We start from the raw sequence: 21,640 nt of genomic DNA, 5'->3' as shown, positions 1-21,640 counted from the left end.
TTTAGGCTCACGTTAGCGATAACTTTGTCATAATCAACAGTAATGATTATGAAAGTACAGGGGTTCATAAAAAAACATTTCACAATTTCTGTTAGTATTCTGCTGACATTACTGTTTATTTATGCAGCAGGTAGTAAAATACTTGACTTTGAAAATTTTCAGGTACAGCTTGCTCAGTCACCTCTATTAAGTGCTTATGCTGGAATAGTTTCGTACAGTATCATTGGCATCGAATTTATTGTCGCGATACTGTTGTGTTTTAGCAATACCAGACTGATCGCACTATATGCTTCATTGGGACTAATGGCGGGCTTTACAATCTACATTTTCCTTATTTTGAATTTTAGCGATTTTATACCTTGTAGTTGTGGTGGCATTCTTGAAAAGCTCGGCTGGACGGAGCATTTGATATTCAATATCTTTTTCTTGTTATTAGCAACAATTGCAATTTTCGTCACCGAAAAACAAAAAGGAACAGGCTTACGACGACCTGCGCAATTCTCTTTTCTCACCACGGTCATCAGTTGTGCTCTGGTAATAGCCCTTTTCCTCAGTTCTGAACATATTATTAAAAAGGAGAACAACTTTACCAGACGATTCCTTTTGCATCCGGTTATCGAGAATAAAACACTGCTATTGGACAACTCCGATTACTACTTTGCAGGAAGTGACAGTACACACATCTATTTGGGGAATCACAACTTTCCACAGATTTTGTTAACGGTGGATACCGCGCTGGTAAGAATTGAGACAATGAAGATCATCCCCGATAATATACATCACAATTTCCGAAACCTTCGTGTACAGGTAAGAGCTCCCTATTATTATTTTTATGACGGCACTGTTCCCGTCATATATAGGGGACTAATTGGTGACACATTAGCACATACAATCAGCTATGGCGATGCCTACTTTAATCAGTTGGTGGCGTTAGATACCAACAAATTTGCTTTAAGAACTCAGAGCAGTTCAACTAAAGAATTTACAATTGCTTTTTTGAATCTGCCAGATAGTATAAAAGTGAAACTCTATCCGGAAATTTTGAAAAAACAATTTGATGGTGTTTTTGATGTCGACGGTAATATTATTACTGACCGACATACTAATGACCTGATCTACTTATATACCTATCGCAACCAGTTCATTGTAATGGATGAGCATTTTAACATCAATAGAAGTCTGAATACCATTGATACGACAAGTATAGCCCAGATAAAAACCACAAAACTTGCAGATGGACGGCACAAGATGAACGCCCCTCCTGTAAAAGTAAATCGACGGGCTGTAGCTTATAAAGGGCTTCTTTTTAACCAGTCTGATCTGATGGGCAGACATGAATCCAGAAAATCGTGGGAAAAAGCTAAAGTAGTAGACGTTTACCATACCGACCGAAAGGAATATATTGGCAGCTTTTATATCTATAAAAAGAAAGACAACGGGATGAAAGACTTTTGGGTAACCGACAATTATTTTTATGCAATTTCGGGCGATAATCTCCGACGTTTTAAGATACGGGATGGTGTTTTTTAATTGAATTTACAACGAAATCGGTCGTTCTGGGAATGACCGATGGATAAGGATATATAGGAGATTGCCGAAAATCCTGTAACAGATTAGGCAGTAACCAATTAAATTATGACAGCATGAAAAAGTTACTTTTACCTACTCTCCTTGTAACAATGGGATTAGGTGCAGCATTTGCAACCAATAAGGCTAAAAACAGCCCTGATGCAACTGTTCAAGGCTATGTACAACATCCAATATCCGGATTGTGTGTTGACGCGAAGAAACAATGTAGCGATAACAGTACCAATCCGATCTGTACTTGGTCGGAGGACCCAACTGTACAATTACAACGTGAGGGTGCAACCTTCTGTAGCGACCCGTTGTATGAACTTAATTAGGGGTAAATACGGAAGAATTCTTTAGGTTAAGAATTTTGCTACTGTATTTGTACGATGTAAGATCCCCGAAGCTATTTCTTGAATTAGAGATTATGCTTCGGGGATTTTATACTTTATTTGGAAGGTTTCATTTGCTTTTCGATCCAGGGAACCCCTTTCTTATCTTTAAGGAAATAGTCCCACCACTCAAATGTACGGATATTGAGATCTTTTATTTCCTCTGAATACTGAAGCATTGAATGATTGCCATTAGGATAAAGTAATGTGATAACATCTTTATTATTCCGCTTTAAACCTATATAGAAACCCATAGTATGATCTGGCTCTACCTGCTTGTCCTTTAGGCCTGCCCATAACAATATAGGTGAACTTACATTTTGAACGTAATTAATGGGATTATTTCTATCATAGAGTTCTTTATCTTCGGAAAAAGGACAATCCATACGATATTGTCCATTCTTCTCTTCGATAATACTATAGTTTGGTTTGTATGAATTGTAATTCAATGAAAAATAAGATTTTACAATATCGCTTATACCTGCTCCTGATATATAAGCGGCAAATCGGTCGGACTGAGTTGCGATAAAGTCAGTCTCATATCCTCCAAAGGACTGTCCCATTAGCCCTGTACGACTTTTTTCTATATTAGGATGATCTTTCAGGGTATCTAATGCTGCATTGACACAATCCAATACCGAGATGCCCGGACCTCTACTATCAGTCACAGTATCCGGCATATATACGAAGTATCCTTTTTCGATAAAGCTCCTGAGATTGAATCCGGTCACACTATATTCAGGAAAAGGATAATTGTTAGCTAACTTACTTTGAATTTGATAGATATGAACGATCATCGGGTATTTCTTTAACGGATCAAAATTCGTTGGGTAATATAACACCCCTTTTAATTGGACATTTTTAGAATTCGTAAAATGGATGATGTCCTGTTTTAGAGATTTTGTATCTCTTATTGCATTACTGCTTCTATAAAGATCTGTTTTTGTCAATCTCTTTGTATCAGTTATAGAGAGCTTGGAAGCAATATTGTAATTTTCTTCTACCGCCAATATTTTCTTCATCTTGCTATCGTATTTTACTGCTGACACTTTATTGTCTGTGGGTGTCATCATTGCTTTTAAGTCCCCTTTAAAGTAAGTAAAGTATGCTGTTCTATTGTCAGAATTCCAGTTTTTTCTGATAAGAACAGGAAGATTTAGATTTATTGTTTTTATTTCAATCCCCAACAAAGGATTAACCCTATAATATTGATAATTTTCGATCGTTATTTGATCTTTTGCTGCTGCTGTTAAAATCAAATTGATACGTTTTTGTTTTATATCATACTGTAGTAAACCACTGTTGCTTTCAAAAAAAACAAATGCATTGTCCAAAGAGAAAATAGGATTCCGTAAGTCATTTTCCTTGAATACTATTTGTTCTTTAGCGTCGACATCAAAAAGTTGCCATTGCTGTTTCGTACTGCTGAAACTCGTCATGTAATTACCTCCCGAAGAGGCAACGATTTTGGTCGATTGCTGAAAAATCGGATCATAGCTTTGATTAACTGTATCGTACAGATATACATCTGCTAACTCTGCATCAATTACATAATCCCTATAGGGTCTAAAAGCAAGAAGATATCGGTCACTATCAAACGAAGAAAATTCCGAAAATCTATCTGATGGAATAGAATCTGCGTTATTGGTATCAGAATGCCAAAGCCAGTACCTTATCTTGTGAGTCCCTAGATTTTTTGCTCTTAAATTATTATCGTTTTCATACCATATATCTACCAACTTTTTGCTTGGAGGACTTACCGCTTTTGGAAATGTTATCAAGTAGGCTTTACCATTTTGTATTTCAAATACCTTAACCATATCAGCTTTTACAGACGGAATACCCATAGGAAAATGTACACTTCCTGTTGTTGTGTCAATAAGCGTTAACTTTAAATTTCCGCTTTCTTTTTCCGTTTCGGTCAGTGTAAGGTATCTACCCGAAGGAGTTATTGACATTTGGTGATGTGAAATAGCATTATCTGTTTTATAATACTGTATTTTACCTTCAATACTATAAATTAGTTCACTTTTCCCCTCTGTTTTTTGATAAGCAAACCAAGCTTTCTTGGAATCTGTAACATAATGCAAAATATTACTGACTTTATACAGGATGTTCCCCTTATCATTATGGACTGTCAGAGTCCCCTTATTATCGAGTACCAGATATTGCTTTATTTCCGGGAGCGCACTCGCTTCCTGTACAGACTGATATTTTATTTCAGCTCCGGTTTTCAGGTTCACCAGTTTCGCCATACCGCTACCATAACCCAATATTTGCTGCCTACCAATGAAAGCCTGTTGCTGATTCATTCCCGTCACTTCCAATGGCTTCGTATCTTTTTTTTTCAGATTAAACAACAATATGGTGTCCTTATTTTTCCAGTAGTCTTTTCTTGCGATCGCCCATTGCCCATCTTCTGATACTTCTAACTTATTCAGCCTATAAAATTTGGACATCCAGTTTTCTAAACTGTCCTTATCGAACCTGATGTTCGAATAGAAATGTGCCGAACAAAAAAGTAAAAATATTACAACTGTATTTTTCATTTCTTAATATCCTGTATTTTGTGGGTTCATATTGGGATTCAACAGCAATTCCTTTTGTGGCAATGGCCATACACGGTGAAAATTTTGCCAGTTAGGTTTTACGGCTGATAAACCATTTAGCCTATCGAATCTTTTAAGATCTAAGAAACGATGTCCCATTTCTGTAAAAAACTCTTTGCGGTCTTCAAGTAGAATTTCATTGAGTAATGACTGTTTACCAATTGGGATGACCAATGGGACAAGTGTCGCACGTTGTCTTGTTGCATTGATATAGGGTAATGCTTCGCCGATCTTATCTTGCTGTGCCAATGATTCTGCAAGTAAAAGGTATACTTCTTCCAACCTAAATACCACAGAATATTCATCCGGATTAATAGTTCGGTTTTTATACTTATCTGCCCTGTACCAAGTATTTGAACCAATGGTTACTGTGGCGATCCAATTATCTTTGCGCCTATCCATAGCAGTAAAAGTATTAACTAAATTACTGCTTAATGCAGTTCCGGTAGGTGCAGCGCCACTGAAATAATACTCGATAGCTTCTTTGGTAGCATTACCTTCATTCTTTGGTTTTAATTGCCATAGAATATGCTTGCCCGATTTTTTAAAAACTTTTGTAAGGTCATTCTGAAATTGGTATAAAGGGCTTTGTACAATGGACTTTAATTGAATTTCTGCATCTTGCCATTTTTGGCGTAGCATGTAGACCTTAGCCAGCATCAACTGGGCAACTTTTTTGTTGGGGTATATACGTTCAGCATGACGGTAGTCATCCGTCAATAAAATTACCGATTCATTTAAATCATCTTCTATCTTGTTTAAAGCATCGTTTGAGGATGTTTTGGCAAGAAATTGATTTACTGTATAATCTGTAGTTGTTACCAAAGGAATGTCCCCATAAATCTGTTCTAAATAATAGAACAAAATGCTTCTGACCAAAAGGGCTTCTCCTTTGATCCTTTTTCTGTCTGCATCAGGCAGGGAAACCGAATGTTCAACCCCTTCAATTATAGAATTTGCTATGTACAATTTCTGATAAGCACTTGACCAGTAAGAATAGACTGCCGGATTGGAGTCAATTAAAGTATTTTGAAAAACTTCGACAATTCCGGTATTGGAGTTCATTGCATAAAAATCCAGATCATCCGTATATGTACCCAATAATGGGCCTGTCTGGTTTCCTGCTATTGGTGAACTTTCCCAGAGCCCTGCATATAATTCCGAAAGTGCAGCATTGGCTGTTTGGGTATTTTCAAAAACCTGACCCGAAGATAATTGGTTGGCGGGAAGATCGACTTCTACCAGTTTCTCACAGGAGCTAAACACATAGTTCAATATTAATAGGAACAATATTAATAGTATGATTTTAGATATTTTCATTTTTAGATTTTTTAAAGGTTGCATTGAAGACCGAAAGAGAATGTTTTTAAAGGTGGCAGAAAACCAATGACCTGAAATTCTGGATCTATTCCAAAATACTTTGTCCATGTAATCAGGTTCTGTCCCTGAAAATATACCCGAACCGATTTAAATACACTTTCTCTTATTGGTATGGTATAGGCTAATTCAACATTTTTGAGCCTAATAAATGAAGCATCAGAGACCGTCGCAGTGCTATTTTGAAATTGGGAATGATTCGGCATTGCGTTCGGTTTGTAAGGTTGGTATAAACCATCTGGATTATCTGGTGACCAGACGTTCAATGCTTCAACCGGGAGATTGTTCATGATACCGGGCGAAGGTATGATATAATTGTAATTTCTATTTTTTTGCTTTGAAAATTGGAAAAGGAATGACAGAGCCCAGTCCTTATATCTTAATGAATTTGTCCATCCACCGAAATAACGTACACCGATATTTTCAATCACCTGATTATCATCTGGTGAGGATATTTTACCATCGCCATTAAAATCTGTAAATTGGTACATGCCCGTCTGCGGGTTAATACCTTCCAGCTGGTATAGTTTTACAATGGATATGGGCTGGCCTATAACATATGTATTTCCGTAGGTTGAACCTTGCAGTCCGGGAAATGACAGCAGTTTGTTTTTCGGAAAGCTAATGTTAAATCCTGTATTCCACTGAAATACATCTTTTGATAAAGGTTTTACATTTATTTCGAATTCCCAGCCTGAGTTTTGTACAGTAGCATTTAGATTGGCCAGTACAGAGGGAAACCCGGTGATTGCAGGTAACTGATATCCCACAAGCTGATTGGATGAACGGTTTCGGTACCAGGCAGCAGTAAGATTAAGTTTGTTTTTAAAAAGTCCCAGTTCAAGGGCAGTTTCCAGCTTGGTCGTCTTTTCCCAGCTAAAGTCGGGATTAAAAAGTCGGGAGGGCGCTACCCCTGTAACACCATTATAGATTGATGAAGATACAGTATACGTATCCATATACTGATAATCGCCGATATTGTCGCTTCCTGCAATACCAAAGCTACCCCGTAATTTTCCGAAGTTAAGCCACTTTAAATCATTCAGGAAGTGCTCTTTTGTAAATAGCCAGGCTCCACCGACTGCCCCAAAATTAGCGAACTTCTTATTGGGTCCGAAACGGCTGCTACCGTCACGTCTACCGGTTATATTAAGGATGTACTTTTTTGCAAACTGATAGTTGATTCTACCGAAAACAGCCGCATATCGGTATTCTTTACTGATCTGGTCATTGATTGTTTTGGTCTGGGCTGCTGCTATGTTCCGGATAAATACATTACTCTCGAATCCGGTTCCCGTCATAGAACCTGTTGAGTTAATTTCACTTTGGAAAGTTCCGCCAATTAACAGATCAAACGAATGTTCTTTTTTCTGAAAAGCCCAGTTTATCTGAGGTTCTATCAGATAAGAAAATCTATTTTGATTGTTTTTGGATGCACTTGAGTATGCACTCGACTGGCCAGTAATATAAGCTGGATTAAAAATAGTATTGGGCCGGATTGACCACTCTTCAAAAGCCTGATAATTGATACCACTGTTTAATTTCAATCGGATATTTTGGAAAATTTCATAGCCGATATTCATATTGGATAAATACTGGATATTCTCATTTGAATAGGTAGCGTTATAGGCTGCCACCGGATTGTTCCATGTATTGTTTTCCCAGTTCAGGCTGCCATCAGTATTATATAACGCTGGGGCATTTGGAGAAAGGGAGAAAGAAGTTCTGGTAACATCCGAGTTCAGAACATTATTTTTCAGTAGTGCAAATATATTGGAAAAGCTGAATTGAAAGCGGTTGTCCTTTGACCGATGTGTAATATTACTGGACAGCGTATTGGTCTTGTAATTGAAGTCTCTACCAAAAACAGTCGTTTGTTCATTGTGTCCAAAACTTAGCGCAAAAGTTGTAGTTTCGCTTCCACCGCTTACTGATAACTGAGTGGCTGATGAAGTCGCTGTCTTCCCGATCAAAGTTTTCCTCCAGTCAGTAGTCCGGTTTTGGTGCCATGTTCCATTAATATCATAGGCAGTTGCAGGATATGTGCTTACTCCACTATTGGAAAATGCCTGTCTGCGCATATTCATATATTGCTGGGTATTCATCATTTTTAAATTGGAAACAGCATGGCTTATTCCATAGGATGTGTTGAAGCTGACATCCAATTTACCCGACCTGCCTTTCTTGGTTGTGATTAAGATGACCCCATTCGCACCACGGGAACCATAGATTGCAGTTGCGTCTGCATCCTTTAGTACTTCAAAACTCTCAATATCATTCGGATTGATACTGTTCAAAGGGCTGATACTCCCTGCGGGCAGAATTGTTCCGGTATTTGAAAATGTATTCACTTCACCTCCGACAGGTACACCATCAATAATATATAACGGTGCGTTCCCTTCACGGCGTAGGCTGTTCTTTCCCCTGATCTGTATTTCAAATCCGCTACCCGGTACGCCGCTGTTCTGAACAATATTTACACCCGCCATACGGCCCTGTACGGTGGATAATACGTTATTCACTGGTTGGTTTTCTATGTCTTTGGCTGTCACCTTTGAAATGCTCCCTGTACGTTCCTTGTCTTTGACAGTGTAATACCCAGCATTGACAATAATTTCATCAATTTTATTTACGGATGATGAAGGGTTTAGAGTATCAGCCACCGCAACGTTTGAGGGGACTGTTTCTTGTAAGTCGGATACAGAATCATTCTTCTTTCGTCTAACAATAAGCATGTTATTGTAGATCAGCCCCTCAAAAGGCAATCCCTTCAACAATTTATCAAGACATTTCATAAGAGGCTCATCTGTACATTTTGTCGGCTGCACAAAATACCCGCTCAATGTTTTTTTTGAATAGGAAAAATGCCTGATCTTTGTCTGTGAGATAAATTTTTCGATCGCATCAGGTGCAGACATTTTTTCTGTCTGATAACTTACTCTCATGGCAGAGAGACTTTGTTGGGCTTTCACCCCGTGACCGCTGAATATAAAGAAAAGGGCGGCCGTGCAAAGATTTTTCATATTTTTGCATTGTATTTAAAATTAATAATCGACGAAAAGTTATTAGTTGAATACATGGCCGACGGTCCCACCCGTCGGTCGTTTTTCTGCATTCAATTTGACAAAGTGTCCGGAATAAGTGCTGGTGTCATAAGACACCATATCTTACTTTTCAAATTCAAATGTTGTAGCATTGATTTTTTTTGTATTTAAATTATACTGTAAGGCAATCGCCTTAATTATTTGTTCTGCGTTTCCATGATGTGTTATGGAGATATCTTCCTGTCCCAGTTCCAGTGGATATATTATTTTCAGTCCATAGTTTTTTTCAATTGTCTGAATCGCCAGCTCAAAAGGGCATTCCGTGAAATTGAGGTCAATTTTCAGATCCTTTGATGTTGAGGGATCTGTTTTGTGTTCGGTTTTCATGACGGTGGCAATTTCTTTTGCTCCCATATTACTGAACGTTTCCTTTGGCTGCAAGACAAAATACTCACTTGGTTTTTCCTTCCGATAAACGGAAACCTTTCCTTCAAATAGATCCACACTGAATGTTTTCCCTTTTTGGACAACCTTGAACACGGTTCCAAGCACCCTTGTTTCATACCCATTTCCATGAACAACAAAAGGATGGACTTTTGACTTGCTAACTTTGAATATGGCGTCACCTTCCAGATAGACTTCTCTTGTATCGGAAGGAAAGGTCTTTTCAACGGTTAACCTGGCACCCTTCGATAGCGTAATTTCAGAACCGTCCACCAGGATAATCTTTTTATCCGCACTTTCAGCATAATAAACATCATCCCGAATCTGCATATCGTAGTACATGACACCAGATAGAGTCAGTAGTATTACAACGGATGCCGAAACCGCCAATCTAATGCGGGTTCTCCTTTGCCTTCTTTTTTTTACCTCGTTTGTGATTCTGCTCCACATCTGTTGGAGTTCATCTTCTGTAGGTGGTGGCATATTGGGGTTCTGTCGATTCATAAACAAGGTCCTTTATATATAAATATGCCGGAACATTGATTTTCACATCCCCCTTACAGTAAATTTTAACGAAAATTATGATACTTTAACATATTTTAAGTCCCAAACAGCCTTTTTTTAAGAAAGATGATCGCTTTGCTTATCTGGTTTTCTACGGCAGATCTTGACATATCGTACCGCTCCGCGATTTCCTGTTGCGAAACTCCTTCAAATTTATTGAGAATAAGGATTTCCCTGCGCAGTTCAGGGAGAAGTTCGATGTCTTGCTGTAATTTATCCATCGCCATTTCACGTTCAATCCGTTCATCAAATTCCTCAAACGAAGAGTCATCTGATATTTCCGGAAGTTTATCAAGATCATACTGCTGTTTTTTTATCCTGCGATAGAATAATGCCAGCTTCTGTTTGGTCACATTGAAGATGATTGCCTCGGAATTTTCCGATGTAAGCAGCTCTTTATCCCATAAATATGTAAATATGTCCTGCATCACATCCAGTACATCATCCCTGTTATTGATTTTTTGGCTCAAAAAGGAAAATATCCGGTAGTAATATCGGTAGAAAAAGGATTCATACAGATCATCCTTATTGCTCTTTTTATGGTTATGTGGGAAGGACATACATTTATGGCTCGAAAAACAAATTTACGTATATTTTAATTAATGATTAATTTCGTAATGATATTACAATTTATCAGCATTATTCTTTAACAGTTACGTGACAAATGGCGATAGTTTTTTGCTGAAATAAGTTTGTACAGATTTTTTCTGGAATTTTATAAGATACTATGATTCTTTAATTGCCAAATAATTCGGTAACTTTATAATACCAATAACCTGTAGGATTATGAAGTCCATGAAGATGATCGATGAAAAGGAGCTGCTGAATAAATTGCGGAATGGGGATCATTTGGCGTTTGAATACTTGTATAACGAGTATAAAGAACCAATCGCCAGAAAGCTCTTCGGAGTACTTAAATCATGGGATGATACGCAAGAAATCCTACAGGAGCTTTTTGTAAGGATATGGCAACATAGAACAGCCATTCAATCAGAACGGTCTTTTTCAGCCTATCTATACCGGATAGCGGCGAACCTGACAGCAGACCATTTTAAAAAAATCTCACGTGACCGAAAATTAGCTGAGGCCCTGTGGCTTACTCTCTCGCAGGAACATGATACAGAAATTTTATGCTTACAGACTTTAGCCGATCAGCAGCTCATGCAGACCATCGAAAAGCTTCCCAGACAGCGAAGAACTGTTTTTAAACTCTGTAAACTCGAGGGAAAAAGTTACAGGGAAGTAAGTGCTATGCTAAAAATTTCAGAAGCCGCTGTTAATGACCATATAACCAAGGCGAATAAGTTTCTGCTAAAAAACTACGATAAATCTGCATCCTTATTTTTTGCGCTGTTGATTAGCAATACCATAAATTAATCTAACTGAATTACAGTTAATTGCAATAATTTTACATATTTCTTCTTTTCTGTAGCTATTGTTTTGGGGACCAAGTCAGTATTACCCTTAAAAAACAGCATTGAAAACCAATAACGATATACTGGAGCTTTTTAAAAGCTATCTTGACGGAACCATTTCCAAGGAGGAATTTAGCAGGCTACTTGAATATTTTTCAATAGAACAGAATAGCAACGATCTCCATGAAATGCTCCTAATGGCTATTGAAGAAGAACGGGATTCAATAGATGAAATAGGTCTCCATAAAACGCTTGCCCTCACAGATAGCCATATCTATCAGATGATCGAGATCAGTAAAATGAAAAAGTCCCTTTTCAGAAAAAACCTTCCTTATCTGTCCGCTGCAATACTGATTATTATTGGCATATTCTCGTATTTCTTTTTTATCGAACCCAACGAAATAAGAAAAAATATCACAACAACAGATGTAAAGGATATTACTCCGGGAACCGATCGGGCAACCCTTAAGCTTTCTAGTGGATCAACTTATGAACTTAACAGTGATAAAAATGGAATCCAAACAGATTCCACAGGAATTAAATATACTGGAGGAAATAAAATTACCGATATACAGACCATTCAGAATGTAACCATCAGTACACCACGTGGTGGACAGTACAGGGTTGTTCTACCTGATGGAACCAAGGTCTTTTTAAACTCAGCGACTACCATTACTTATCCAACAAAATTCACAACACCATATCGCAATGTCGAATTATACGGCGAAGCTTACTTTGAGGTGTCACACAATCCCGAAAATCCCTTTATCGTAAAAAGTACTGGACAGAGCATTAAAGTACTGGGAACTAAATTTAATCTTTACAGTTTCGCGGGGGAACCTATTACAACGACTTTACAGGAAGGAAAAGTAGAAATAAACACCAATGAAAGAAGCAGTCTACCTATAAAGTTAAGTCCTGGACAGCAAAGTATCTTAACCGGAAACCGCGTAAGGGTCAAAGAGGTTGAAGTGTCTGATTATATCGGCTGGACAAAGGATGTATTTATTTTCAATGATACAAAATTGACCGATATTCTTCTTCATATCAGCCGTTGGTATGATGTTGATGTGGTTTATCCGAAAGACTTTAAGAACGAAAGCTTTTATGCTGAAATTCCCCGCAACAGGAAACTTTCCGAGGTCCTTGTTTCATTAAAGCATAGCGGCAACTCTAAATTTGAAATTCAGGGAAGGAGGATTATTGTGAAACAGTAGGATAATATTGAAAAGTTAGCCCTACAAAAAATCTAACCGGAACTGTTCGCGCAGTCCCGGCAGATTGTCGGCTAAAATGGTAATAATCATTGCGGATTATATAAACGAATTAACCAACTGATACAAAAGTAATCTTTATCGACTGCAATAACAACAGTAGGATATGCCCCGCAAAGGGGTTTTACTCCAGTATCTCAGATTATGAATCGATGAAACACATGGATTATTGGTTTCGCTGTTCCCGATATGAAACAGAAACCAGCCATACCCCCTTTAAGAGTATTACTCGAATGCTCCTGACATTGCTTTCGTTGCTGCTAACATTACACAGTTATGGACAGTCTATCAGCATTACAGCGCGTCAACAACCACTAATAGAAGTTATTAAACAACTTCGTCAGCAGAGCAATTATGCTTTTGTTTTCAATACCCAGCAGGTTAAAAAAGCAAAATCTGTTTCCGTAGACTTTAAGTCTGCTACTATTGAAAAAGTGCTTACTGAAATTTTTAAGAATCAGCCATTTGATTATGAAATCAAAGACAGAACGATTTATATTCAGGAAAAGAAGACAGAAAGTGACAGAAGTCTTCCTTCCAAACAGAAGCAAATCAATGGAAAAATAACCGATTCTTTAGGAATGCCACTTACAGGAGTAACTATACTTTTGCACAATACCGATATAGCAGCTCGGTCAGATGCTGATGGCAATTTTTCCCTGCCTTATAATGATGCAAATAAAAAGGTTTCTTTCAGGTTATTGGGTTACCAGTCCATTACCAAGGATATAGAAGGCGAAAGAATGGATGTTATACTTCATTCCCAGATCATGCAGCTTGGAATTGTCGATGTAACTGTCAATACGGGGTATCAGACCCTACCCAAAGAACGAGCCACAGGTAGTTTTGTTTTCCTTGATAGTACCCTTATCAATAGAAAGGTAAGCACAAATATTCTGGAAAGACTGGAAGGTGTTGTTCCGGGACTTCTTTTTAACAAAAATACTTCTGCTTCGACTTCGGGGCCGGACATAAGTATAAGAGGCCGGAGTACACTATTTGCCGGAGATCAGCCGCTAATTGTTGTTGATGGATTTCCATATGACGGAGACCTTTCCAATATCAACCCCAATGACATTGAAAATATCAGCATCTTAAAAGATGCAGCGGCGGCTTCCATCTGGGGAGTGAGATCCGGGAATGGCGTAATCGTCCTGACCACCAAAAGCGGAAAGAAAAACACTCAGCCGCTGATCAGTTTCAATTCCAATGTCACCATAGGAAATAAGCCCAACATCTTCTATGATCCCAATTTCATTTCCAGTAAAGACGTGATTTCGGTTGAAAAATTTCTGTTTGACCAAGATTTTTATGAAACCACAATAAAAGACCCCAATAGCGTTATTTCCCCTGTCGTGCAGTCTCTCTATGAAAAAAAATCTGGCTTGATTCAGGATAGTAAGTTAAATCAGATCCTTGACTCCCTGGGCAAGCTTGACATCAGAAATGATATCATGAAATATTATTATCGTAAATCTGTCTTACAGCAGTACGCTTTCAGTCTTTCAGGTGGAACCGAGCAGTATACCTACCACTTTTCAGTTGGACATGACAAAAACGATTTCGCGTCAAGAGGTAATAATAACAGGAGAACTACAATAGCATTGGCCAATACTTTCTCATTATTGAAGAATCTGGAATTGTCTTCCAATATCTCTTGGAGCAATACTAACAGCAAGTCCAATAGTACACTTGCCGAACTGCATACCGGGGGAAGCCGGAACTTTATGTACCCATATGTTAGTCTCAGGGATCAGAACGGTAATGCAACGCGGATTGAAAGAGATTATAATTACTCTTTTTTTAATTCAGTTTCAGGGTCATCTAAATATAAGGACTGGAATTATTATCCCCTAAGTGCGCTTGAAAATGCAGACAATACAGGTAGCAATGCTGATATGAGAATCGTTTTGGGACTTAAATACCGGATCATCGATGGCTTGCATATCGCTCTGAATTACCAGTATGAAAAACAACTTTCTGAAACGGCGAATTATTTTGATGATAAGACATATTATAGCAGAAATCTGTACAATATGTTTTTGGATACGGTTTCAGGAAATACGCCCGTTCCTGAGGGTGGTATCCTCAATAGTGCATACACCCGACTTATATCCAACAGACTGAGGTCATTACTAACCTACAATAAGAATTTCTCAGGCAGACATGATTTAAATGCACTTTTTGGAGCTGAGATCAACAATGCTCGCACAACTGGTAGTGGTAATACATCTTATGGTTATGACAAAAGCACAGGTTCGCAGGTTAACGTAGATTTGGTTAATTATTACCGAACCTTTCCAAGTGGTGCCAATTCACTTATTCCCAACAGAAATGGATTTAGTGGTTATACAGACCGCTATATTTCCTATTTTGGTAATGCAGGATATACGCTGGATAAAAAATACATATTTTCAATTAGCGGAAGGATTGATAAATCAAACCTTTTTGGGGTGAAAACAAATCAGCAGTCCGTTCCGTTATATTCCGCAGGATTGGCTTGGGATATTTCCAAGGAAAGTTTCTATCATTTGTCGTTTTTAACCTATTTAAAAATCAGGGCAACCTACGGGTATAACGGTAATGTGGATAAAACCGTTGCAGCCGTTACAACGATAATAAGAGCCAATAATTCTTTTATAACAGGTTTACCCAATGCAAGGATACTCAATCCAAATAACCCCCACCTTCAATGGGAAAAAACCAAGATGACCAATTTGGGGATTGATTTTGCGTCGAGTTCAGGTTTAATTACTGGATCGCTGGAATATTATAAAAAAAAGGGAATCAATCTGATCGGTTTTTCTCCACTGGCAGCCTCAACTGGTATCAGACAGTATAAAGGAAATACAGCAAGTACCAAGGGAGAAGGGATTGACCTCGCACTTTCTTTTAATCTATTCAAAACAAAACCCATTAAATGGAGCTCAGCGATCAACTATAGCTACAGTTTGGACAAGTTGGTCAAATATGACGTGGAGGCAACCAGTTTTGATTATCTTTTCTACGGTATGGGAAGCGTGACCCCACTTGTTGGAAAACCAGTCTTCAGTACTTTTGGCTACAAATGGGCTGGCCTGGATCACGAAAAAGGAGATCCGCAGGGGTATTTGAATGGTGCAGTTTCAAAAGACTATGGAGCTATTATCTCTGAGACAGCAACGGATGATCTGGTATACTTCGGTTCCGCAAGACCCATTTCTTTTGGTTCCTTTCTAAACACTGTTTCCTATAAATCACTCTCTCTTTCTTTCAATATCTTGTATAAGTTTGGATATTATCTGAGACGGAGTTCCTTAGACTACGGATCCCTAATATACAATCTTAAGGGACACCGAGACTTTAATGAGCGCTGGCAGCAACCGGGCGATGAATTAAGAACTCATGTTCCTTCCATGCCGGACTTTCCGTTAAATGCTTCAAGGAATACATTCTATATGTTCAGTGAACCACTTGTTTCCAAAGCTGACCATGTAAGATTGCAGGACATCAATCTGTCCTATTCATTACCAGCAACAAAACTGTTCTCTGGTACTGTTAAATCTATCAATATTTACTTCTACGCCGGTAATTTAGGTATCCTTTGGCGTGCCAACAAACAGGGACTTGATCCAGATACATTCGCTGGCGGGCTACCTTCTGCAAGATCCTATGCACTGGGCGTGAAATGCACATTCTAATCAATAAAGCCATGAAATCAACATACATCTTTTTTCTTCTGATCAGCATAAGCTGCTCAATGGCCTGCAAAAAGCAGGATGAATTCCTGGCGGAGAAACCCAATGACGCCTTGTCCACTCCGCAGACCCTCAGTGATTTACAACTGTTATTGAATAATGAAGAATTGTTTAATATGAACAGTGATCCGGCATTAGGAGCGATTGCAAGTGAGGAATATAATGTCTCAACACCACAATGGAAAACACTCTCCACAGCTGTCCAAAGAAATTCCTACATCTGGGCAAAAGATATATATCAAGGGGAACCCTATTCCAATGATTGGGATCAATCATACGAACAGATCTACTATGCCAATACAATTTTGGACTATCTACCTAAAATAAAATATAGTTACCAAGAGCAGAAAATCTATGATAATATCAAAGGAAGCGCGTTCTTTTTAAGGGGGTATGCCTCTTATTCATTGGTACAGACTTTTGCAATGCCTTATGATCCTAAAACCCATATATCTTCATTGGGAATTCCGATAAGGCTCAGCTCAGATCCCAATATGAAATCAGTAAGAGCCTCGATCAAAGAAAATTATGAGCAGATTCTCAGCGATGTAAATGCGTCAGTAGATTTACTACCAGATTTCCCCGATAAACCTACTCGCCCTTCTAAATGGGCCGCTTATGCATTGCTTGCACGTATTTCACTCGCCATAAGGGATTATGATAAAGCCTATGAATACGCAGATAAGTGTTTAAAAATGAAGACAGCCCTGACAGATTATAATACGTTATCACCGGGAACATATACATTATCTACAGACTTTCTTAATGAGGACATCTATCATAGAACTTTGACAGCCCATACTATTCCCAGGAGCCGGGTAAGCTGCGTCATTGATTCGGAACTATATGCCGAATATGAACCTAATGATATCAGGCGTGAAAAGATACTTTATACCTATCAAAACGGGATACGTTTCCGGGGTTCTTATGCTGTAAAAACGGGGCTTTATTCAGGTCTCGCCGTGGATGAAATTCTACTGATCCGAGCAGAGACAGCGACAAGAATCGGAAATTTAACACAGGCTCTAAAAGATGTGAACGAACTTTTGAAGTACCGTTTTAAAACGGGAACATTCTTACCAATTGATCTAAAGGACCAGTCTCAGCTGTTAATACGTATTTTATTGGAAAGAAGAAAAGAACTTATCAACAGAGGGCTTCGCTGGACAGATTTAAGAAGGCTCAATCTGGAAGAACCTTTCAAACAGACCCTATCAAGAGAAATTGATAATGTAACCTATAAGTTACTTCCCAACGACAAAAAATATGCATTTCCGATTCCTTACAGGGAAATTGAACTAACCGGAATGCAACAAAATGAACGTTAATAATTTATCCAATATTAAAGAAAATGAAAAATTTCAATTCAAATAAAATATATCAGGTCTACATTATTATAATATTAATGATCTTATCCGGATCAAGCGTTTTTTCTCAAAGTCGAAAAAATATTAGACTTAGCGGCACTATGAAAGAGCTAAAAGATGGAGATTCCATCAAGTTAGTTCGCTATCAATATCAATTTTTGTCTGCTGGATTGGAAAACCAGATCATTGCCTATGCGATCGTTAAGAATAACAGTTTTTCTTTTGATATTGAGCTGATTGGAAATATAGAGCGATGCAGACTTTATTTACCGGAAAGATTGGGTGCATTGGGTTGGGATGATGGAATTCTAGAATCAGGTTGTGATCTAAGCTTAGCTATAAAAAACAATCAGCTTGTATTTAGTAAAAAAGGAGCAGCTATAGTAAATTATCATAATCTATTAGATTCAATTTACAATTCTAATGTAGCAGGTATAAACTGGCAGGGCGGAATGATGGAAAAAAATATGGAAATAATAAAAAAAACCATTCAAGCTATTCAAGCTACAGACGGGCAAAATCCACGATACATGACCCAGGCATTTTCAGCTGTACGACTTCAAAAAACAATTGGATTAGTAAGTATACTGTACTCTATTGCCTATATAAATAAAGGCGCGGCGCAGGAATATATGCGTAAAATTGATACTGATCTCTATGACAGGTATATTAAACCTCTTTCCAGTAATAAGGATCTGGTCAATATTCCTTCTGCTTCGTGGATTTCACTTGTTGCCTCTCGTTATGGAAGTATATTCAAGAGAAATCATAATAAATCGGAGAGATTGACCAAAGTAGAGAAAGACAATGAATACATTGCCTATTTAAAAGATAATTTTAAAGGTCAAATATTATCCCAATTAATTGCGGCATTTATTTATTATAATAGACAGGCTGACACTTTCACAACCAATTACATTACCAGTATCACTAAAGATATTGATTTTAGCCGTTATCAAAATCTTTTAAAAGGTATACAAAAATTTTCACCAGGGACAGTAATTCCTGAGTTTACCCTTACAGACACATCAGGAAATGAAGTTCCACTAAGTCAGTTCAAAGGGAATGTATTGGTACTGGATTTTTGGTTTACGGGTTGTGGCGCTTGTGCCATTGCTTACAAAATCCTTGATCCTATCATAAAGGGTTTTGAAGGACAACCTGTGAAACTCATTTCGATTTCAAGAGATAGCAAACTACATCTTTGGTTAAAAAGTATTCATGGCGGATTGTATACAGATCCGAAACATATTAACCTCTCAGGAGGTAAACAGGGTGACAGCCATCCGTTGTTCAGATATTTGCAGGTTAGCGGATATCCTACCATTATTATCATTGATAAAAATGGAAAAATAATAGGCTCCCCAAGAAAGTTAGTTTCAGACCAAGGTTCCGACTTAAAAAATAAAATCGAAAAAGCTCTGAATAACAATCTTTAAAGAGCCCATTTAACAATGCTATTATTCAATCAAACGATAAACTTCATTTCGTGAAGTTACCCCACTTGGAAGCTGATTGTTCGTTGGCGGAGTGGTTGCTGTTATGGAACATACGGCTTTTCCTGGTACGCATTCATAGCCTGCTGGAACACTGGTGGACCAATGAAAGTTCGGTGATCCTGGCGTATCCTCAATAGCGTAGTAAGTTGTTGGCGGCGGAGTGGTTTTGCTTTCCTTATTTGAAGTAAATGCAAAAGCTGCGAATGTGCCGCCAGCAATAATTAACGCTGTAGCGGCGATTTTGATTGGTTTCATTTTGGTTTGATTTTAATGATTATTAATTAGACAGAAAATCTGTCTTTGAAAGAGGAGATTGAAAAAGGTACAGACGAAAAGGTCTGCGGGTTACTTTTACAATTCTGTAAGACAATTACATTTGTACATCCTAAGAATTCTAAGTTTAAATCGGTTACTGTTTTCAGCAATTCATTTAAACTCTACTATTTCAGAGATCATTGGATCTGATAATTTTAATATTTTTTCACGATCCGAAATAGTTACTATCACATCATAAAAATCTAAGATTCATATCAACAAAATTTTGGGATATATTGATATGCTGTGAGGCTATTTTTTACGGTTAAACTTTCAGACAGTTTTAAAGTCCACCTTCAAGCCAAATGTAAAGTGAATAATGCTTATAAAACAATACGATAAATTCGTGGATGTTGCGAAACATACATAATTTGTATACGAAACCTACAGAAATATGTCGTGAAGTATGTAAAATCTGTCATGGAAAACATCAAAAAATCGAGATATTTTTAATATTCTTATAAGTTTTTAAATCACAATTTCTCGAATCTATCCCGAAATACTGAAAAAAAATCTTTGGTTATACTAAAATTTGCGTTTCCATAACTATCGACAATTTCAGCTATTGGCGGTTTGAAGATAATACGAAAACTTCCCCTTTTATCACCAGTTGCATACCCACGAACCGTCGTACAATTAATCAGCACAGCCCTGTTAATCCGACAAAAATCTACATGAGCATAACTGTCTTCCAACTCACCAATCGTTTGAGGGATCACATATTCGTTGCCATGTACAGTCAGAGCTTTAACATACCGACCTGATCTAAAAAAGAAGATAATATCGTCATTAACGTTAAATTGAATATGTTTTCCATTATAATGAACAATGAGCGTCGACGGGCCTGCTTTTAAAATTTGCTTTTTAGCAGCTAGCTGTATAGGTTCTTCATTACTTCTTGTATAGAGTAAATAGTAAATCAGATAGTATAGGTTTAAAATAACCATCAGTAGTATGATTACCGGAAAATCAATATGAATGAATCCGTTTTCCCATGCATTTTGTCCCTGTAACTGAAAAAAAAGCGACATTATTATTAGATCTATGAGGCATGGCAATACTATTCCAAAAACGCTCTGCATAACAATACGGGTGAACAACATAGTCCTCCAGTCATATTTTTGATCCAATAATACTGTACATCTGTGAACAACCTGGACGAGAAACATAGCCACCACAATACTGATTGCTAAAGCAATATAAAATCCGAGGGAATATAATGCTTTGAGTAAATTAAATGGTTTCCCATGGATCACGATATAAAATGCTGCTATCACTGCTGCGCTTACACGTGTCTTCTTGTTGTTGTAAATATTGTTTATCATGGTTTTCAGATGAATATTATTCAAAGCATAGTGAAATTCTAATTATTAAATATAAGAAAAAGCTCTTTTTGTTAACTTCAGATTAATAAATCAAAAGAAAATAATAACCAAAAAACTTGACTATATGGCAAAATACCCATTTACACCAACTGGTGTTAACAGCATGATTGATTATTTATATGGTCTTCCTGACAGTATGCTGCAAGCTGAAGCAAAGCTGATCCGGGACGGTTTTAAACAATGGATCGAAGGTAATTTTGATCTATCAGCAAGCCAGAACCAATTTCTGCTTAATATTGACGTTCGAACGGCGCAATTCTATGGTGATCAATGTGCTTTCTGTTTCGTCAGTCGCTTACCGATTACCCTTGATTATCCCAATCCGCCAACAGAGCCCGGATATGCAAAATGGATTGAATCGGTTAGCACGGTAAAAGCATCTACTGATGGAAATAGAAATGACATGGCAGCTGGTGAACTGACTTTTAAAATAGTATATAGCTAAATAATCATTTGGCGTTTATTCTTTATCAAGTCCAGATTTTAAAATCAACTATCCGGAGATTCAGGTAAATTCATTCAATGAAGACCATTACTCCGGTATAGTTGAAACAACGTACCATGAAAACCTAATTTATTGCTAAATTTATGGTCAAACTGAACAGATCAGCAACAACATACTGCTTCTTTTCCAGAAAATGAACATAAA

General features: G+C 37.6%; 15 protein-coding genes. 8 read left to right on the top strand and 7 right to left on the bottom strand.

Features of this window, described 5'->3' with window-relative positions; genetic code table 11:
- Positions 1 to 48 precede the first annotated feature (48 nt).
- Complete coding sequence (locus GTR01_RS20730) at positions 49 to 1,530, top strand: DoxX family protein (protein ID WP_228452300.1); 1,482 nt, start codon at positions 49 to 51, stop codon at positions 1,528 to 1,530.
- A gap of 113 nt (positions 1,531 to 1,643) precedes the next feature.
- Entirely contained in the window at positions 1,644 to 1,904 is a 261-nt protein-coding gene (locus tag GTR01_RS20725; RefSeq protein ID WP_160139627.1) for a DUF6520 family protein, read from the top strand.
- A 113-nt stretch (positions 1,905 to 2,017) separates the two neighbouring features.
- Here GTR01_RS20725 and GTR01_RS20720 read toward each other — a convergent pair whose 3' ends face one another.
- The 5 genes from GTR01_RS20720 to GTR01_RS20700 all read right to left on the bottom strand — a co-directional run bounded on the left by GTR01_RS20720 (position 2,018) and on the right by GTR01_RS20700 (position 10,559).
- Positions 2,018 to 4,420, bottom strand: coding sequence for an alpha/beta hydrolase family protein (locus tag GTR01_RS20720; RefSeq protein WP_160139626.1), 2,403 nt, complete (start codon positions 4,418 to 4,420; stop codon positions 2,018 to 2,020).
- 93 nt (positions 4,421 to 4,513) lie between these two features.
- Positions 4,514 to 5,890, bottom strand: a complete 1,377-nt coding sequence (locus GTR01_RS20715) for a RagB/SusD family nutrient uptake outer membrane protein (protein WP_160139625.1) — start codon at positions 5,888 to 5,890, stop codon at positions 4,514 to 4,516.
- Between the two features lie 11 nt (positions 5,891 to 5,901).
- On the bottom strand, positions 5,902 to 8,970 hold the full coding sequence (locus tag GTR01_RS20710) for a SusC/RagA family TonB-linked outer membrane protein (protein WP_160139624.1): 3,069 nt from the start codon (positions 8,968 to 8,970) through the stop codon (positions 5,902 to 5,904).
- A gap of 144 nt (positions 8,971 to 9,114) precedes the next feature.
- The gene (locus tag GTR01_RS20705) at positions 9,115 to 9,939 is read right to left on the bottom strand and encodes a FecR family protein (RefSeq protein WP_160139623.1); all 825 of its coding nucleotides are present in this window, start codon (positions 9,937 to 9,939) and stop codon (positions 9,115 to 9,117) included.
- A gap of 95 nt (positions 9,940 to 10,034) precedes the next feature.
- Positions 10,035 to 10,559, bottom strand: coding sequence for an RNA polymerase sigma factor (locus GTR01_RS20700; protein WP_160139622.1), 525 nt, complete (start codon positions 10,557 to 10,559; stop codon positions 10,035 to 10,037).
- A gap of 235 nt (positions 10,560 to 10,794) precedes the next feature.
- Here GTR01_RS20700 and GTR01_RS20695 point away from each other — a divergent pair, with 235 nt between their 5' ends.
- The 5 genes from GTR01_RS20695 to GTR01_RS20675 all read left to right on the top strand — a co-directional run bounded on the left by GTR01_RS20695 (position 10,795) and on the right by GTR01_RS20675 (position 19,231).
- Positions 10,795 to 11,376: an RNA polymerase sigma factor gene (locus GTR01_RS20695; protein WP_160139621.1), complete on the top strand. Its 582-nt coding sequence runs from the start codon at positions 10,795 to 10,797 to the stop codon at positions 11,374 to 11,376.
- Between the two features lie 100 nt (positions 11,377 to 11,476).
- Positions 11,477 to 12,631 (top strand): FecR family protein, encoded by a 1,155-nt coding sequence (locus tag GTR01_RS20690; RefSeq protein WP_160139620.1) that lies wholly within the window; start codon positions 11,477 to 11,479, stop codon positions 12,629 to 12,631.
- 218 nt (positions 12,632 to 12,849) lie between these two features.
- A complete protein-coding gene (locus tag GTR01_RS20685) occupies positions 12,850 to 16,368 on the top strand; it encodes a SusC/RagA family TonB-linked outer membrane protein (protein ID WP_160139619.1) in 3,519 nt (1,172 codons plus the stop codon).
- Positions 16,369 to 16,379: 11 nt separating this feature from the next.
- Positions 16,380 to 17,753: a RagB/SusD family nutrient uptake outer membrane protein gene (locus GTR01_RS20680; protein WP_160139618.1), complete on the top strand. Its 1,374-nt coding sequence runs from the start codon at positions 16,380 to 16,382 to the stop codon at positions 17,751 to 17,753.
- Positions 17,754 to 17,893: 140 nt separating this feature from the next.
- Positions 17,894 to 19,231 carry a TlpA family protein disulfide reductase gene (locus tag GTR01_RS20675; RefSeq protein ID WP_160139617.1) on the top strand — a complete coding sequence of 446 codons (1,338 nt, stop codon included), beginning with the start codon at positions 17,894 to 17,896 and terminating at the stop codon, positions 19,229 to 19,231.
- 21 nt (positions 19,232 to 19,252) lie between these two features.
- On the opposite strand, the gene GTR01_RS20670 is transcribed toward GTR01_RS20675, so the two are convergent.
- Positions 19,253 to 19,546, bottom strand: coding sequence for a hypothetical protein (locus GTR01_RS20670; RefSeq protein ID WP_160139616.1), 294 nt, complete (start codon positions 19,544 to 19,546; stop codon positions 19,253 to 19,255).
- A 533-nt stretch (positions 19,547 to 20,079) separates the two neighbouring features.
- The gene (locus GTR01_RS20665) at positions 20,080 to 20,931 is read right to left on the bottom strand and encodes a LytTR family DNA-binding domain-containing protein (protein WP_160139615.1); all 852 of its coding nucleotides are present in this window, start codon (positions 20,929 to 20,931) and stop codon (positions 20,080 to 20,082) included.
- 124 nt (positions 20,932 to 21,055) lie between these two features.
- Between GTR01_RS20665 and GTR01_RS20660 the strand changes: the two genes are divergently transcribed.
- Positions 21,056 to 21,436 (top strand): hypothetical protein, encoded by a 381-nt coding sequence (locus GTR01_RS20660; protein ID WP_160139614.1) that lies wholly within the window; start codon positions 21,056 to 21,058, stop codon positions 21,434 to 21,436.
- The last annotated feature ends 204 nt before the right edge of the window (positions 21,437 to 21,640 follow it).

The organism is Chryseobacterium sp. c4a (assembly GCF_009900745.1).
Lineage (GTDB): Bacteria > Bacteroidota > Bacteroidia > Flavobacteriales > Weeksellaceae > Chryseobacterium.
Note: the sequence above shows the minus strand (reverse complement) of the source record. Positions and strands in the feature narration are given on the sequence as shown.

Bases quoted from the DNA above. Each gene is read 5' to 3' on its own strand.
- GTR01_RS20680 (WP_160139618.1), top strand. From the start codon at position 16,380: ATGAAATCAACATACATCTTTTTTCTTCTGATCAGCATAAGCTGCTCA.
- GTR01_RS20695 (WP_160139621.1), top strand. From the start codon at position 10,795: ATGAAGATGATCGATGAAAAGGAGCTGCTGAATAAATTGCGGAATGGG.
- GTR01_RS20675 (WP_160139617.1), top strand. From the start codon at position 17,894: ATGAAAGAGCTAAAAGATGGAGATTCCATCAAGTTAGTTCGCTATCAA.
- GTR01_RS20670 (WP_160139616.1), bottom strand. From the start codon at position 19,546: ATGAAACCAATCAAAATCGCCGCTACAGCGTTAATTATTGCTGGCGGC.
- GTR01_RS20660 (WP_160139614.1), top strand. From the start codon at position 21,056: ATGGCAAAATACCCATTTACACCAACTGGTGTTAACAGCATGATTGAT.
- GTR01_RS20720 (WP_160139626.1), bottom strand. From the start codon at position 4,420: ATGTCCAAATTTTATAGGCTGAATAAGTTAGAAGTATCAGAAGATGGG.
- GTR01_RS20685 (WP_160139619.1), top strand. From the start codon at position 12,850: ATGGATTATTGGTTTCGCTGTTCCCGATATGAAACAGAAACCAGCCAT.
- GTR01_RS20730 (WP_228452300.1), top strand. From the start codon at position 49: ATGAAAGTACAGGGGTTCATAAAAAAACATTTCACAATTTCTGTTAGT.
- GTR01_RS20715 (WP_160139625.1), bottom strand. From the start codon at position 5,890: ATGAAAATATCTAAAATCATACTATTAATATTGTTCCTATTAATATTG.
- GTR01_RS20725 (WP_160139627.1), top strand. From the start codon at position 1,644: ATGAAAAAGTTACTTTTACCTACTCTCCTTGTAACAATGGGATTAGGT.
- GTR01_RS20665 (WP_160139615.1), bottom strand. From the start codon at position 20,931: ATGATAAACAATATTTACAACAACAAGAAGACACGTGTAAGCGCAGCA.
- GTR01_RS20710 (WP_160139624.1), bottom strand. From the start codon at position 8,970: ATGAAAAATCTTTGCACGGCCGCCCTTTTCTTTATATTCAGCGGTCAC.
- GTR01_RS20705 (WP_160139623.1), bottom strand. From the start codon at position 9,939: ATGAATCGACAGAACCCCAATATGCCACCACCTACAGAAGATGAACTC.
- GTR01_RS20700 (WP_160139622.1), bottom strand. From the start codon at position 10,559: ATGTCCTTCCCACATAACCATAAAAAGAGCAATAAGGATGATCTGTAT.